Origin of the sequence: Streptomyces sp. NPDC101227, assembly GCF_044767545.1 — a bacterium.
Lineage (GTDB): Bacteria > Actinomycetota > Actinomycetes > Streptomycetales > Streptomycetaceae > Streptomyces.
This window is the reverse complement of record NZ_JBIWOD010000001.1, coordinates 1-15499: the sequence shown is the minus strand read 5'-3', so window position 1 is coordinate 15499 and position 15499 is coordinate 1. Positions and strand designations below refer to the sequence as shown.

The window sequence follows — 15499 nt, the reverse complement described above, 5'->3', positions numbered from 1 at the left end:
CAGTAAGCAGCTGCCAGGGTAATTCCACGTTACGAGGACGCGTAAGCCGCCCTCGCGAAGAGATGCGGGCTCCCTTTCCGCAACTCCTTTCCCGCGAACCGCACCGTACCGGGCCGGGCACGCGGCGAAGCACGCCCTGCGCGCAGACCATTCAGATCGGATTCCCGACAATGGACCGTGTTCTTGATTTTCCGAGTTCCGCGGACTCCGCGGGCGAACTGCATCCGCGACTGGTCGAACTGCGTCGCCAGGGAACGCTCCCTCGGGTGCTGCTGTCAGACGGGCAGGAGGCCTGGCTGGCGACCCGGCACGAGGACGTCCGGACGGTGCTGAACGACCGGAGCTTCAGCCGGGACGTCGTGGGTGTGCGCGCCCGGCGGTCCGGCGAAGAGCCGGGCGGCGCACGGTCGGTGAACATGGACGGCCGCCCCCACAGCGAGCTGCGTGCCCTGGTTTCCAAGGCATTCACCGTCCGGCGGATCGAGGCCATGACGTCACGCATCCAGGCATGGACCGACGACCTGATCGACGCCATGGAAGAGGAGGGGCCACCGGCAGACCTCGTCGCCCACCTGGCGGTTCCGCTGCCTGCCATCGCCATCTGCGAGCTGCTCGGCTTCCCCATCGAAGACCGCGACGCGCTGAGCGGATGGTGCGACCGCATCACCACGATCGGCGACGGCGCTCCCGATCAGAAGGCATGGCGGGAACTGACCGCCTACATCGAGCGCCAAGTGCCGGTCAAGCGCGCGGCGCTGGACGACGGGCTCGCACCGGACGCGGACATCCTGACCAGGCTGGTGCACGCTCACGACAGCGAGAACGCGCTCTCCATGGAGGAACTGCTGTCGCTCACCGTCGTCGTACTCGCGGGCGGCCTGGAGACGACCCAGACCGCGATCAGTGGCGGGATGCTGCGGCTGTTCCGCAACCCGGACCAGCTGGACAAGCTGCGCGCCGATCCGGATCTCGTCGTCCCCGCCGTCGAGGAGCTGCTGCGCTACCAGCCCGTCATCGATGTCAACCGAGTACAGATAGCCACCGAAGCGGTGCGTCTCGGAGATCAGCAGATCTGCGAGGGGGATCTGGTCCAGGTATCGATCAACGCGGCAAACCACGACGAGACGGTCTTCCCTGACAGCGAACGCTGCGACGTCACGCGCGGGCCGAACCCGCATCTCGCGTTCGGCTACGGCGCGCACCACTGTCTGGGGGCGGCCCTGGCACGGCTTGAGCTCAAGACGGCGTTCTCGACACTCCTACGGCGATTCCCGAACCTGCGGCCCGCCGTGCCACCGGAGAGCCTGAGCTGGCGGGGCGGGCACGTCACGCTCCGCCTCGAAGAGCTGCCGGTCGCCTGGTAGGACCCACCGTCTGCACTGCTGAACGGGGAGCACACAGGTGTTGATTTGCAGATTCGCCGACCACGGCCGGCGCGGATACGGGCGTATCGAACACGACGAGAACGGTGATCTCATCGTGCCCGTCCGGTACGACGCCCCCACCCGTGGCTGGGTGGACGACGTCGGCGGGGCGCGCCCGATGGGCGAGGTCACGCTGCTGCCGCCGGCGGCGCCGAGCAAGATTGTCTGTGTCGCGCTCAACTACGCGCCGCACGGGACTGTGGCCGTCGACCTCGGGCGCCCTGCGGACCCCGCCTCCTGCGCCGTCGTGCTGAAGCCACCGTCGACGCTGGTCGGCCATGGCGATCCGGTCGGCCATCCGGGGGAGGCCTGGGAGCTGAGACACGAGGCCGAGCTGGCGGTGGTGATCGGGACGGCCTGCAAGAGCGTCCCGCCAGAGCGCGCAGGGGAGGTCGTGGCCGGATACACCTGCGCGAACGACCTCACCGCGTACGCCCGCAGGGCCCCAGAGGAACAGACCGGGCACCCGCCCGTCTGGGCGAAGCACTTCGACAGCTTCACCCCGCTGGGACCTTGGCTGGCCACCGACCTGGACCCGGCGGACCTGCGGATCACCTGCCGGGTGAATGACGAAATCCGGCAGGACGGCAGCACACGCGGCCTCATCACACCGGTGAACGAGGTCGTCGCGGTGGTGAGCCGGCACATGTCGCTGCTCCCCGGCGACGTGATCCTTACCGGAACCCCCACAGGCTCGGGTCCCCTGTCGGTAGGCGATCAGGTCGAAGTGTCGATAGCGGGAATGGGCACCCTGCGCAACACCGTCAGCACGACTTCCGACCGGCCGTGGGCACCCGACCCGACCGGAAACGGCGACGCGGCGCTCAGCGGCATCACGGACCGTCCGTCCGGAAGGAGCGCCTGAGGTGAGCGGACGCCGACTCAGCACAACGTTCATGGCCCATGTGCGAATGTGGCGGCCCTACACCCTCTGGTACGTCGGCCTGGTCGGCCTGGCCGGACATGCCATTGCCACCGACCGGCACTCTGCCCCTCACCTGGCGGCGGCATGGGCCGTGCCCACCTTGATCTGGGTCGCGGCGCACTACCTCGGCGACTACCTCGACCGCGAGCTCGACGCCATCAGTAAACCTCAGCGGCCCATCCCCTCGGGTCTGATCCGCCCCCGCACGGCAGTGTGGTGCGGCACAGCCCTGGCCATGGCTGCCGTCGTCACAGCGGCCGTCGTCAACTACCGCACCCTCATCGTGACCGCCGCCGGTATCGGCGGGGCGATGGCCTACAACGGCTTCTTCAAGGCCAAGGGGTTGCTGGGCAATCTCGTCCGCGGATCCTTGACCGGCGGGGCGCTCGTCTTCGGGGCGATGACGGACTCGGCTTACCCGCCGGTGAAGATCCTCATGTTCGTGCCGGTGTTCTGGGCGCACGACGCCGCGTCCAATCTCGTCGGCACACTGCGCGACGCCTCCGGTGACCGCGCGGGCGGATACGCCACCTTCCCGGTCCGACACGGGCTCCGGACGGCCGTCCGGACAGCGGCGGGACTCTACGCACTGGCCGTGTCCGTGGCCACGGCGGGGCTTCTCACCATGCCGGGCGACCGGGAGGGCGGTCTCGTGATGCTCCTGGTCACGGCCGGCCTCGGGGGCGGCGCCTTCGGCATGCTGTACGCGTCCGGACCCGAGCCCGCGGCACACCTAGCCCTGCGTTCGCATGAGGTCTTGGTCGCCGAACGGATGGTGCTGGCGGCCGTGTTCCTGGTGCCGAGCCTCGGAGGTCTCGTCGCGCTCGGGATCCTCGCCCCGATGCTCGCCGTCACGCTCGGCACCCAACAGGCCATGCGTTCCCGGTACGAATTCCCGCACGGCGCCGCCGCACGCCCCGGCGAGGACGCGGCGACCGCACCGGCTCGCTTTCCCTAAGGAGGACGGTTCGTTTTGTGCTCAGATATGGACAGCCGGGTCGAGGCATCGGTCGCGCGCGCCGCGGAGGCGCTGTTCGCGACGCAGCCTCCAGAGGGTTTTTGGCCGAACCGCCGCCCCACCGCCGTCCTGGGGACCGCCGGTGCGATTACCGCCCTGCACTTCGCCGACCCCGAGCGCTCGCGCGACCTGATCGAGCGGGGAACGGCGTGGTTGGTGTCCGTCCAGAACGCCGACGGCGGCTGGGGCGGAGTGCCCGGCGCCGCGTCGCAGCTGGTGCCCACTGTAGTGACGGCATCGGCCCTGAGGCTGACGGCTCCACAGACAACCGAGGAGCCTTCGCGGCGTGCGCTGGATCTGCTCGAGTCGCTCGGCGGCGTGGAGTCACTCGCCGACCCCGGGATGATCCACATGGCCACGACGTTTCTCGTCCTGGCGGGTCTGCGGGACATGCGCGGATCCCGGCGCATCCCACTGGAGTTGCTCCTGCTGCCTCGGCGGCTATGGCGGCCCCGGCTGTCCTTCCGGGCCGCGCCCTTCGTGGCCATGGCCTTCATCCAAGCCCACCACAACCCCCCGAAGGGCGTCGGACGGCTGCTGCACCGGCTGGCCCGGCCGACCGGGCTCCGCCTGCTCCAACAGATGGAACGCGGGGAGAACGACCGCGGCGGATACGGCGGGGACAACTGGCTCACCGCGGTGGTGTGCATCGGCCTGTGCCTTGCCAAGGCCCCCGAACACATGATCGCCGACACCGTCGACTACCTTCGGTCGAACGTGCAGCCTGACGGCTCCTGGCACATCATGCAGGGGCTCGACCTGATCGGCGGGTCCTACGTCGCCCGCGGCCTGGCGGACACCGGCTACACCGAGGATCTGCGGCTGGTCCGGGCCCGCCAGTGGCTGCGTGAGTGTCAGCAGGCCCAGGCGTTCCCGGTCTACGACGCGCCGCCCGGCGGATGGGGCTGGGAGGGCCCCCGCGGGTGGCCGAACTTCCTGGACAGCGCCAACGTTCTGGCCGCACTCACGCCCGCCGGCGGCGGAGAGCCGGGGGAGCATCTGCGGCGCGGCCTGGACTGGCTGGTCTCGCGGCAGGACGGCAGAGGGTCGTGGGGGACCTTTGTCCCGGACACCACACTCGCGAATGACGGCCCCTGCCCCTATACAACGGCACAGTGTGTCGAGGCGCTGCTCGACGGCGGTCTGTCCCGCAGCGACCCCAGGATCGTCAAGGCCCTGGACTGGCTGCTCGCCAGCCAACGGCCGGACGGCACCTACGAAGGCCTGTGGTACAGGGGCCTCACCTCGGCGACAGCCACGGCGCTCGTGGCCTTCGCACGCGGCGGAGTGGGCGACCACCCGGCGGCACGGCGTGCCCGCGAGGCCCTCCTCAACTCGCAGTTGGTCGACGGTTCATGGGGTCCGGGCGAGACTGCCACGCTCGGCGACGACCCGTCGGTGGGCACCGTCGAGGAGACCGCCTGGGCATTGCGCGGCCTGCTCGCCGCCGGTCTGCCTGCGGAGGATGACCGGCTCCGGCGAGCGGCGGAATGGATCACGTCCGCACAAGGGGACGACGGCCTGTGGGAGGCAAGCCCGGTGTGCCTGCACATCCGGCGCCTGGCCTACTACGTGGACGGCCTGATCGTGAACGGGCTGGTACTCCGGGCGTTGGGCGCTTACCGGACCGCGCTCGCCGCCGGTCCGGTGGCGGAGCGGGAGACATTGTGACGACCGAGCACGGCACCGACCATCGGGTGGACACCGACGTGGTGGTCTGCGGCTCCGGGGTCGCCGGGCTGGCGGCGGCCTGCGCCCTCGGCCGACTGGGCCTGAAGGTGACCCTGTCGGACAAGCGGCCGACCCAGCCTTCGGTCTGGAAGGGCGAGGTGCTCCAGCCCGGATCCCTGGACTCCCTGCACGCGTGGGGCGCGCTCGGCCACCTCGAGGCCAGACAGGCGGTTCGGCTGAGCCGCCTCGTCGCCCGCACGGCCGACGGGGAGGAGTTGATGGCCATGGACTTCGCGGCACTCGGCGGCGAACGGCCCTGGATGCTCGCCCACGGCTACTCGACGATCCTGGAGTGCATGGCCGAGTCGCTCGGCCCAACGGTGAGCCTGCGCCGTGGCGTCCTGGTCAAGGGCCTCAGCACGGACGCGGGAGGCCGGATCTCCGGGGTACGCGCCATGATGGACGGCACGGCCGTCGACATTCGGGCCCGACTCGTCGTGGCGGCCGACGGCATGTCCTCGCGCCTGCGCAAGCTTGTGGGGATCAATGCCGAACCCGTCGCGTACGACCACCGGTTGCTGTCCTTCGAGCTGCCCGGCCCCCTGCCGGTGGGCGACGAAGTGTCGGCCTACGTCACGGACCGCGGTCTGGTCATGGTTTACCCGCTGCCGGATGCGCGGATCCGGGTCTACGTCCAAGTGAGGGCGGACGAGCTCCGCAAGGCCGGCCCGGCCGAGCTGCGGCGATGGTGCGAGGGGCTCGTCGACCAGGTACCCGCGCTGAACCCGATCGCCAAGCTGCTCGAAGAGAACCTGGAACGCCGCCAGTTGCTCCCGGTCTGGCGATACCGCGCCCCGTCGCTCGTCCGACCCGGCATCGTCCTGCTCGGGGAGGCGGCACACGTCGTTCATCCCCTGGCGGCCCAGGGGATGAACACCTCGATCGACGAGGCCGAGGGCCTGGCGGCCCGGCTCGCGGCCGTCGACTTCGCCGACGGCGCCGCCGTCGACAGGGCGCTGCGCGGCTACGAGAACGATCGGATGAACAAGATCCAGGCCGTGCACACCATGAGCCACAACGCGGCGCGCATGATGACCAGCACCTCACGCGGCGGCAGGGCCATCGGTCGGCGGCTCATGCGAGGAACCGCCAGAAGCAGCCGCCTGAGCTACCTGACGACGTACAACATGTCGGGCCTCGGCATGCGCCCGCTCGGCAGGTTCGACCGGCTCGTGCAGTTGGGGGTCATGCCCGACCTGCGAGCGCGGTCGTTCGCACCCCCGCGATCTCCCGGGCACCGGACCGGGAGCGGAACGCAGGTATGTCGAGACAACGGACAGAAGGATTGAAAAGTGTCAGACACCTTCACCACGGCCTTCGAGGTCCGGCCGCTCACCAGTGCGCTGGGAGCCGAGATTCACGGCGTGCGGCTAGAGAAGATCACCGACGCGGAGTTCGCTGAGCTGCGCCGGCTGCTGCTGAAACACCTGGTGATCTTCATCCCGGGGCAGGAGGGCTGGTCGCCGGAGTCGCGCATCGCCTTCGGCCGCAGGTTCGGCGCGCTGGAGGAGCACGCCTACCTGCCCCATCTGGACGGGCATCGTCAGATCCAGATCATCGACTCGGAGCAGAACGGCAAGATTCCGATCTGGCACACCGACATGACCTACGCGCCGAACCCGCCCATCGGAACCGTCCTGCAGATCGTCGACAACCCGCCGCAGGGCGGCGACACGATGTGGTCGAACCAGTATCTGGCGTACGAGGGGCTGTCCGCGCCGCTCCGCGACCTGCTCGACGGCCTCACCGCCATCCATGCCATCCACATTCCGGGGCTGGACAGCTTGGCCGAGCACCCGGTCGTGCGTGTCCACCCGGAGACGGGCCGTCGGGCACTGTTCGTCAACCAGGCCCACACCTCGCACATCGCACAACTGAGCCGGAACGAGAGCGACTCGCTCCTGCAGTACCTCTATCGCTTCTCCACCTCCCCCGAGTTCATCTGCCGCTATCAGTGGAAGCCGGGCGACGTAGCGATCTGGGACAACAGGGTCACGCAGCACTACGCGGTGGACGACTACTCCGAACGTCGCCGGGGCCTGCGCGTCGTGGTGCTCGGCGACACCCCCTCAGGGAGCGAGCCCCGGTGGGAACACTACCGCCCCATGCCGGGCCAGCGGTACGTACCGGACTGGGTGAACGCGAAGGAAGCGTACTGATGGGCTCGGCCAGGGGCGGCGCCCGGCTGACCTCCTGCGAAAGGCCATCCACTGCTGCCCGGGTGCTCCCATGATGCCGAGAGAGCACCGGAATCCGCTGCGGCGACTCGTGAGGGAGAACTGAGCATGGCCAACGTCGGCCCCACGACACATACCCTGGACGTGCCAGGGGCACGTCTGTGCTACGACATCCGCGGCTCCGGCCCGCTTCTCCTGATGATCGGCTCCCCCATGGGCAGCAGGGGATTCACGGCCCTCGCGTCCCTGCTCGCCGCGGACTTCACCGTCGTGACCTACGATCCCCGCGGCATCCTCCGCAGCACCATCAGCGATCCGGGCCAGAAGGCGACGCCCGAGCTGATCGCGGATGACGTTCAGCAACTGATATCGACGCTGGACGCCGGACCAGCGCATGTATTCGGCAACAGCGGCGGAGCCACCACCGGCCTCGCCCTGATCACCCGGCATCCGAACGCCGTGCGCACCCTGGTGGCCCACGAACCCCCGGTGACCGAGTTCCTGCCGGACGTGCAGCAGGTGCGCACCACGATCGATGAGCTCTGCCGGGACTACGCCGCCGGCCATTCGGACGTGGCGTTGCGAAAGTACTCGGCACTGTCCGGCGTCAGCTTCGCCCCGCCGCCGCCCGTCGGGCAGGCGTCGACCCGCGAGTTGTACACCCCGCCGAAGGACGTCCGGGCCATCCTCGACCGCTTCTTCGGATACATTCTCCAGCCCACCACGCGCTACCGTCCCGACCTCGACGCGCTCCGGACAGCGTCCGTCCCCATCGTCGTAGGAGGTGGCACGACGTCCCAGGGGCAGCTCTACCACCGGACCGCGGCGGCGCTCGCCGGTCTGCTCGATACCCCCCTGGCCACCTTCCCCGCGGGACACACCGGCTTTCAGGAACAACCGGAGCCGTTCGCCGACCTGCTCCGCGAGGCTTTCGGAACGGCGCACACCAAACCGCACCCCAGGGCGCACACCACCGCACCGCAGTGACGTGGAGGGGCCGCGGACAGGGCGGTCGTCCACGGCTCGACCGGACCGAATCATCACACCAGGATGGAGCGAAATGGATCACAATTTCCAGGCCAGCCGGCAGTGGGAGCGCATACAGAACCGCTGGATCACCGAGGACGCTGCCGTCGACCTGACGAATCTCAAGTCCGACCCGAGAAATTTCAAGCTCTCCCTCTGGGACCCGTCGACGAACGGCGTCCGGTATCTCAAGGCACTGGCCTACCACCTCGGCATGGCGCTGAGTCCGGAGGAGCTGGCGAGGATCAGGCAGACCCCAAACCGGGACGTGGGCGACCCGATCACGGTGCAGTGCGAGGGTGAAACGCTGTGCATGGACTACCTGCAGGCGACGTTCGAAGTCGGATTCATCGAACGTGAAATCAACCTGAGCGGCGCCAAGATCCTGGAGATCGGTGCCGGCTACGGGCGCACGTGCCACATGGTCATGTCCAACCACGACGTCTCCGGGTACTGCATCGTTGACCTGAAGAACACACTGCAGCTGAGCAGGGCGTACCTTCGCCAAGTCCTGGACGACTCTCGCTTCAAGTTGATCGATTTCATCGAGGTCAACAGCCTGGAGGATGACTCCCTGAGGTCCGAGCACTTTGACCTGTGCATCAACATCCACTCGATGACCGAGATGAGTCCGGAGACCGTCAGGGCCTATCTCGATCTGATCAACGAAACCTGCTCGGCCTTCTACGTGAAGAATCCGGTGGGCAAATACATCGACAAAAGCCTGGACGGCTACCTGCAGGGCCAGGAGGCCGTGCAGATGGCGCTGGAGAACGGACCTCTCCGGCAGCTGTTGGACATCCATGACAGCCAGGCGGTGCAAGCCGCGGTCCCCGCCTTCATCGACGGATACCGGCCGGGTGACGCCTGGGACTGCGTCGGTGACAGCCGCGCGATTCCGTGGAGCTACCTCTGGCAGGTCCTCTACAAGAACCCGCGAAAGTCGAGTGATGGGTGAGCTGCTGGACGTCATGGATGGAAAGAGAGCCGTGGTCCGCCCGGTGACCCGGGCGGCGTGCCAAATGGCTGCATGCCGCCGTCATAAGGATCCACTCCGGTGAAGGGCATACTCCTGGCAGGCGGCAACGGGACCCGGCTACAGCCCCTCACCCTCGTGGGTTCCAAGCAGCTCGCTCCGGTCTACGACAAGCCCATGGTCTATTACCCACTGTCCGTGCTCATGCTCACGGGCATCGATGACGTCCTCATCATCGCTCGACCCGCGGAGCTCAGGCTGTTCCGCAGGTTGTTCGGAGACGGCAGCAGACTGGGCATGCGTATCGACTACGCGTCCCAGGAAGAGCCACGGGGAATCGCTGACGCCTTCCTCGTCGGTGCCCCGCACATCGAGGGCGAAGAATGTGCCCTGATCCTGGGTGACAACCTCTTCCACGGCGCCAAACTGCCCTCCATGCTGCGCAGGACTGTACGAAAGTTGCGTGGATGCGTCCTTTTCGGTCACCAGGTCGCCGAACCCCAGCATTTCGGCGTCGCCGAGATCGATGCGAAGGGACGGCTCATCTCCATCGAAGAGAAACCGGAGCAGCCACGTTCCAACCTCGCGATCCCGGGCCTGTACTTCTTCGACGACACCGTGACGGACATCGCACGGGGCCTACGCCCTTCCATGCGCGGTGAATTGGAGATCACAGATGTCCTGCGCGCATATCTGGCCGAGGGACGTGCCGATCTGGTGTGGCTCGGCCGGGGCGTCACCTGGCTGGACGCCGGAACCCACGAATCCCTTCTCGACGCGGGCAGGTTCGTCCGGGACATACAGCATCACCAGGGCATAAGTCTCGGCTGTGTCGAGGAGATCGCCATGTACATGGGTTTCATCGACGCGGACGCCTGTTACCAGCTCGGCGCCGAGATGTGCGGTTCGCCCTACGGTCAGTACGTCATGAGGAGCGCCCTCGCACACCAGCTCAATCCGACACCCGCCGAGCTCATGGAGGAGTGATGCGTCTCCTGGTCACCGGAGCCGCCGGCTTCATCGGTTCCGCGTACGTCCGGATGGTGCTCGCGCTCGGCCCCGTCGAGGTATCCCACGTCACTGTGCTCGACAAGCTCACCTATGCGGGCAGGCTCGACAACCTGGATCTCACGCACCCACGTCTGAGCTTCGTCCAGGGAGACATCTGCGACGCCGAACTCGTCGCCCGACTCATGTCCCGTGCCGACCAGGTGGTGCACTTTGCGGCTGAGTCTCACGTCGATCGGTCCATCGTTGGTGCGGACGCGTTCGTACGCACCAACGTGACCGGCACACAGACGCTCCTCGACGCGGCGCTGCGTCTGGGAGTCAGCCGCTTCGTGCATGTGTCCACCGACGAGGTCTACGGATCCATTGCGGCCGGTCGGTTCACCGAGGAGGACGCCCTCGGCCCCAACTCTCCCTATGCGGCCTCCAAGGCGGCCTCCGACCTGATCGCCCTCTCTTACCACCGCACCCACGGTCTGGACGTCCGGGTGACCCGCTGCAGTAACAACTACGGGCCAAGGCAATTCCCCGAGAAGATCATTCCGCTGTTCGTCTGCCGGCTGCTCGCGGGCGACGTGGTACCGCTGTACGGCGACGGTGAGAACGTACGTGAATGGCTACACGTCGAGGACCACTGCCGTGGCGTAGACCTGGTAAGAACCAGGGGGCGTCCAGGCGAGGTCTACAACATCAGCGGCGGCACCGAGCTGAGCAACCGCGAGCTGACGGAACTGCTGCTCAAGGCCTGTGGCCGCACCTGGGACCAGGTGCGTTACGTGACGGATCGCAAGGGGCACGACCGGCGGTATTCGATCCTCGGCGTCAAGGCCCGGAGCGAACTCGGCTACCGCCCCCGGCGCGACTTCGAGTCCGGGCTCGCCGAGACGATCGCCTGGTACCGGGACAACCGCTCCTGGTGGGAGCCGCTCGCCGGTGGCCCCATGCCATGACCGAGCGGCCCACCGCATCCACGATCCGGGTGCGAGTGGGCCGCCCGTCTCGGATCCGGCCCCCAAGGGCCCCGTGATTTCCCAAGCATCGTGGGACATCCCGGAGGGACGTCTCAGCCACCTTCCTCCAGCGAGTTCAGGCACAACAGGAGTGTCCGCGCTTGGATGTTGACATAGTGGCTGTACTGGGTGAGAGCGGCGAGCTGGTCCCGCGAGACCCAGTGGAACCCTGGCGGCGCATCGAGCGGTGCGTCGCTCTCATCGGCTTCCAGGATGAGGTAGCGGCTCACCGAGTCCAAGAAGCGGCCGCCTTCCTCGGAGTGCAGAGCGGAGTAGCGGATCCGGGAGGGGGGTGCCGTTGTGGCCAGGTCGAGGAAGAGCGGTCGGTTCGCGGCGGGCAGGTGTGCGTAATTTCCGGGCTGGCACTGAACCGTGGGACCCAGCTCCACATCGATGGAGCCGCCGTCGGCACGGGCCTGGGCCAGCACGTGCGGCACACCCACGAACGTGCGGGTGAGAAACGCGACCACCCCTTGTCCGCGTGGTTCGATCAGCGGCTGGGTCCAGTGGCCGACCTCGCGGTTGCTCGCCCGTACCGACACGGCCACGGTACGGAAGTAGCGGTCGTCCTCGTGGTCGATCGAGAATCCGCCGCGCGTCCAGCCCGAGACGTCGGCGAGCGGGATGCGTTCGCTGCGGATCGGGGTCGTGGCCCGTCGTACGGCCAGCCAGGAGAGCAGTTCCGTGTCCGAGTGCAGCGCGTAAGGCGTGCTGCGCACGTGCAGGCCGGCGAGGACTGAGCGCGCGTCCATGTTGACCGTGTTGTCGTAACGCAGGAGCTCATGGATCTGGCGCAGAGTGAGCCAGCGGAAGTCCTCGTGCTCGGGTACCGGGCCCATGGCCTCAACGATCAGGTTGCGGTTGCGCTTGCGGTGGAACCAGGAGCCGTGCTCGGACTGCAGCACGTCCGAAAGGACGCGGCCCCGGGACGGGTCGGTGAAGTACTCCAGATAGCGGACGGACGCACCTTTGTGGACCTTGGTGTAATTGCTGTATGTGGCCTGCACGGTTGGCGAGAGCTGCAGCAGCTCGGGGTTGCCCGGTTCCATCTTGGCCTGCATCAGGAAGTGCAGAACTCCATCGAACTCCCGGGTGAGGATACCCAGGATCCCGACCTCCGACTGGACGATGACGGGCTGTTGCCACTCCACTTGATCGGGATGCTCACCGATGGCAGCGTGCAGGCCCTCCACGGTGAAGAACCGACCGCTACGGTGCACGAGGTTTCCGGTCTCCGGGGCGAACGACCAGTCTTCGAGAGCCTCGAAGGGGATGCGGTCCACCGCGAACGAGGCCTGATCGCGGCGCTGTTGGAGCCACCTGTGGATCCCGGCCGCGCTCTCACCGGCCGGCGCGGCCGCGGACCGGGCGACACGGTCGGGCAGCGTGGCAGCCCGCCGGGCCTTGAGCGGCGGCCACGCCTGTGTGGTGCTGCGCGCGGTCACCGGTGAGTCCCCACGAACTCGGTGATGGAGGTTATGACGTAGTCGATCATCTCCTCGGTGAGGCCGGGGTAGACGCCGACCCAGAAGGTGTGCTCAGTGACGATGTCGCTGTTGGACAGCTCGCCGGAGACGCGGAACTCGCGATCGATGTAGGCGGGGTGGCGCGTCAAGTTGCCGGCGAAGAGCCTGCGCGTGCCGATCTTGCGGTTCTCCAGGAAGTCCACGAGTTCCGCGCGCTTGAAGGGCGCCTCGGGGTCGACGGTGATGACGAAACCGAACCAGCTCGGGTCGCTCCCCGGCGTGGGTTCCGGCAGCAGTAGCCACGGAACCTCCGCCAGACCGGTGCGCAGCCGCCCCCAGTTGCGCCGCCGCGCCGCGCAGAAGTCGTCGAGTTTGTCCAACTGGGACAGGCCTAGGGCCGCCTGGAGATCGGTTGCCTTCAGGTTGTAGCCCACGTGGGAGAAGATGTACTTGTGGTCGTAACCGGCCGGCAGCGTCCCCATCTGGTAGCCGAACCGCTTGTGGCAGGTGTTGCTCTCCCCCGGCTCGCACCAGCAGTCCCTGCCCCAGTCCCGTAGCGACTCCACGATCCGGGCCAGGGCCAAGTTTGAGGTGAGCACACAGCCGCCCTCGCCCATGGTGAGGTGATGAGCCGGGTAGAAGCTGACCGTGGCGAGGTCGCCGAAGGTCCCCACGAGCTGTCCCCTATAGGTGCTGCCGACCGCGTCGCATGTGTCCTCGATCAGCAGGAGGTCGCGTTCTTCGGCGAGCTGTGCCACCTCCGCGACCTCGAAGGGGTTGCCGAGCGCGTGCGCGATCATGATCGCCCGGGTGCGGGGCCCGATGGCCTTCTCGACGCGCTCTGCGGTGGTGTTGTACGTGTGCAGGTCGATGTCCACGAAGACCGGGACGAGGCCGTTCTGCAGGATGGGATTGACGGTTGTGGGAAAGCCCGCCGCCACCGTGATCACCTCGTCGCCCGGAACGAGCCTGCGTTGCTCGACCTGCGGTGACGTGAGGGCGGTGACCGCAAGGAGGTTCGCCGAGGAACCGGAGTTGGTCAGATGCGCCTTGCGCTGCTGCATTCGCCGGGCGAAGGCCGATTCGAACTTCCGGGCCGACCGGCCCGCCGCGATCCGCAGGGTCAGGGCCGCTTCGACCACGGCCGCCCTGTCCTCGTCGTCGAGTACGGCCCCGGACGGCCAGATCTCCGTGACGCCAGGGACGAAGCCCCTGTCGTCCTTGGTGTCTTGGTGGTATTGCCGTACCTCATCGAGGATGTGCGCGACCCGGTCACTCATGTGTTCTCCTCGCCTTTGCCGTGGGTTGTTCCGGGGGCAGTCATTCGGCAGGACGGGTACAGGCACCCGTGCGGCCACGAGAGGATCTCGCACGGAGTCCCTCTGGTTCCGGCTCATTGCCCAATGGAGCGGTCGTCGCGCCCGCGAGTTGGCCGACCGCTGCCACAGAGCGTCGGAGCGGTTCGCCTGTACGGGCTTCCTCTCCCGCACGCGGACGCCGGATGTCGACGCCTCCCCGAGAGCCGCAACGGTATGTGAGCATCGGTATGGCGAACCTGCGGACCGGAACGGATCCGTCCTGGACGATGTCGACGACAGCTCCCGGACGGCCTGGGTGCCCGCCCATCGCCCCTCCAGACCGCGCCCACGGCGTTCATGACGAACTGCGGCTCGGAGTCGGCGTGCAGCTTTCGCCACCGACCTGGTAGCTGTCGTCATGTCGGGCACCTCAACTGACCCGGATCGCGTGGGCGGCCGCAACGGCGAGCGCCGTGCAGATAGGTCACTCCAAGAAACCGAACGCGTCTGGTACAAGCAGCGATTGATGGTCAGCACTCGATTCACGGGCGGGCACTGACCTGAAGAGCTCCCTGCCATGGGGGCTCTCCCACTCCGTAGACGCTCCGCACCTACCAGTTCTGCAAGTGTGGCCTGCGCGGCTAAAGCCAATCTAGGCTCAGCCTTCTGCAGGTCTGCCTCGCACACTGAAGATCCGTGCCGGAGGCTTGGCCGACAACCGGGCCGTGCACCTGGCCGTCGGCGCGACGACTCCCGCGTCCGCCGAGCGTTCTCGTGCTCACAGGGCAAGGACTCCGGCAGCTCTGGTAGCGGCAACCGGTCAGGTGAGCTGAACCGGACTTTGCAGCGGCCCTGAAGCCAGGCATGATCGCCTCGGCCGATGAGGGAACACAGGTCCGATGCCTGCACCACGGAAGTACCCCGACGAGCTGCGCGAGCGGGCCGTCCGCGAAGTCCGGGCCTCCGGCCGCCCGGTCGCCCACGTGGCCCGTGACCTGGGTATCCACAAGGAAGCCTTGCGCGGCTGGGGCTGCCAGGCCGAGGTCGACCAGGGCGGCCGACCCGATCCACTGACGACGCCGAGCAGACCGGATTGACCCAACTCCGCGAGATAGTAGTCGAGTTGTAGCGGGCGAGCTTCGTACTCAGCCCGGGTCTCGAAGGTCATCGCGCGCGCTTCGGTCTTGGCGCGGGTGCCACGCTGAACGGCTCCTTGAGGAGGGCGTGACCGCATCGGTCACATCCGTCGCCGACAGCTACGACAACGCCAAGGCCGAGGCCCTCAACAGGTCCTTCAAGGCCTAGGTGTATTGATCCGCAGCGTTGTTCACGCGGGTGATGGGCGGTTTCCCGTCCAGTGCGGTGTGGCATCGGTGGTGGTTGTAGGTGTGGAGGAAGTCTGTCAAGGCTTCGGTCCGCTCGGTGTTGCTGGTGTAGGGC

At 67.6% G+C, this 15499-nt stretch carries 13 protein-coding genes and 1 pseudogene; 11 read left to right on the top strand and 3 right to left on the bottom strand.

Annotated features, from left to right (window positions below):
- The first annotated feature begins 62 nt into the window (after positions 1 to 62).
- The 10 genes from ACIRPT_RS00070 (at position 63) to rfbB (ending at position 11235) form a co-directional block, all read left to right on the top strand.
- Positions 63 to 1364, top strand: coding sequence for a cytochrome P450 (locus ACIRPT_RS00070; protein WP_403819840.1), 1302 nt, complete (start codon positions 63 to 65; stop codon positions 1362 to 1364).
- A 37-nt stretch (positions 1365 to 1401) separates the two neighbouring features.
- Positions 1402 to 2289 carry a fumarylacetoacetate hydrolase family protein gene (locus ACIRPT_RS00065; protein ID WP_403819837.1) on the top strand — a complete coding sequence of 296 codons (888 nt, stop codon included), beginning with the start codon at positions 1402 to 1404 and terminating at the stop codon, positions 2287 to 2289.
- A gap of 1 nt (position 2290) precedes the next feature.
- A complete protein-coding gene (locus ACIRPT_RS00060; RefSeq protein ID WP_403819834.1) occupies positions 2291 to 3307 on the top strand; it encodes a UbiA family prenyltransferase in 1017 nt (338 codons plus the stop codon).
- A gap of 15 nt (positions 3308 to 3322) precedes the next feature.
- Entirely contained in the window at positions 3323 to 5038 is a 1716-nt protein-coding gene (locus ACIRPT_RS00055; RefSeq protein ID WP_403819831.1) for a prenyltransferase/squalene oxidase repeat-containing protein, read from the top strand.
- The gene (locus ACIRPT_RS00050; protein ID WP_403819828.1) at positions 5035 to 6387 is read left to right on the top strand and encodes an FAD-dependent oxidoreductase; all 1353 of its coding nucleotides are present in this window, start codon (positions 5035 to 5037) and stop codon (positions 6385 to 6387) included. Before ACIRPT_RS00055 ends, ACIRPT_RS00050 begins: the two co-directional genes overlap by 4 nt.
- A gap of 3 nt (positions 6388 to 6390) precedes the next feature.
- Positions 6391 to 7257 carry a TauD/TfdA dioxygenase family protein gene (locus ACIRPT_RS00045; protein WP_403819825.1) on the top strand — a complete coding sequence of 289 codons (867 nt, stop codon included), beginning with the start codon at positions 6391 to 6393 and terminating at the stop codon, positions 7255 to 7257.
- Positions 7258 to 7383: 126 nt separating this feature from the next.
- A complete protein-coding gene (locus tag ACIRPT_RS00040; RefSeq protein WP_403819823.1) occupies positions 7384 to 8262 on the top strand; it encodes an alpha/beta fold hydrolase in 879 nt (292 codons plus the stop codon).
- Between the two features lie 73 nt (positions 8263 to 8335).
- The gene (locus ACIRPT_RS00035) at positions 8336 to 9259 is read left to right on the top strand and encodes a putative sugar O-methyltransferase (protein WP_403819820.1); all 924 of its coding nucleotides are present in this window, start codon (positions 8336 to 8338) and stop codon (positions 9257 to 9259) included.
- A gap of 99 nt (positions 9260 to 9358) precedes the next feature.
- Positions 9359 to 10264, top strand: coding sequence for a glucose-1-phosphate thymidylyltransferase RfbA (gene rfbA, locus ACIRPT_RS00030; RefSeq protein ID WP_403819818.1), 906 nt, complete (start codon positions 9359 to 9361; stop codon positions 10262 to 10264).
- Positions 10264 to 11235 carry a dTDP-glucose 4,6-dehydratase gene (gene rfbB / locus ACIRPT_RS00025; RefSeq protein WP_403819814.1) on the top strand — a complete coding sequence of 324 codons (972 nt, stop codon included), beginning with the start codon at positions 10264 to 10266 and terminating at the stop codon, positions 11233 to 11235. The genes rfbA and rfbB overlap by 1 nt, the downstream gene beginning before the upstream one ends.
- A gap of 113 nt (positions 11236 to 11348) precedes the next feature.
- Here the strand turns inward: rfbB and ACIRPT_RS00020 are convergent, their stop codons facing one another.
- The gene (locus tag ACIRPT_RS00020; protein WP_403819812.1) at positions 11349 to 12740 is read right to left on the bottom strand and encodes an NDP-hexose 2,3-dehydratase family protein; all 1392 of its coding nucleotides are present in this window, start codon (positions 12738 to 12740) and stop codon (positions 11349 to 11351) included.
- On the bottom strand, positions 12737 to 14041 hold the full coding sequence (rfbH, locus tag ACIRPT_RS00015; protein WP_403819809.1) for a lipopolysaccharide biosynthesis protein RfbH: 1305 nt from the start codon (positions 14039 to 14041) through the stop codon (positions 12737 to 12739). The genes ACIRPT_RS00020 and rfbH overlap by 4 nt, the downstream gene beginning before the upstream one ends.
- 917 nt (positions 14042 to 14958) lie before the next feature.
- Here rfbH and ACIRPT_RS00010 point away from each other — a divergent pair.
- Positions 14959 to 15156, top strand: coding sequence for a transposase (locus tag ACIRPT_RS00010; RefSeq protein WP_403819806.1), 198 nt, complete (start codon positions 14959 to 14961; stop codon positions 15154 to 15156).
- A 204-nt stretch (positions 15157 to 15360) separates the two neighbouring features.
- On the opposite strand, the pseudogene ACIRPT_RS00005 reads toward ACIRPT_RS00010, so the two are convergent.
- Positions 15361 to 15499, bottom strand: a pseudogene (locus ACIRPT_RS00005) (IS481 family transposase); the annotation flags it as partial.

Coding starts and splice junctions, on each gene's coding strand:
- ACIRPT_RS00070 (WP_403819840.1), top strand. CDS start 63: ATGCGGGCTCCCTTTCCGCAACTCCTTTCCCGCGAACCGCACCGTACC.
- ACIRPT_RS00040 (WP_403819823.1), top strand. CDS start 7,384: ATGGCCAACGTCGGCCCCACGACACATACCCTGGACGTGCCAGGGGCA.
- ACIRPT_RS00035 (WP_403819820.1), top strand. CDS start 8,336: ATGGATCACAATTTCCAGGCCAGCCGGCAGTGGGAGCGCATACAGAAC.
- rfbB (WP_403819814.1), top strand. CDS start 10,264: ATGCGTCTCCTGGTCACCGGAGCCGCCGGCTTCATCGGTTCCGCGTAC.
- rfbH (WP_403819809.1), bottom strand. CDS start 14,041: ATGAGTGACCGGGTCGCGCACATCCTCGATGAGGTACGGCAATACCAC.
- ACIRPT_RS00010 (WP_403819806.1), top strand. CDS start 14,959: ATGCCTGCACCACGGAAGTACCCCGACGAGCTGCGCGAGCGGGCCGTC.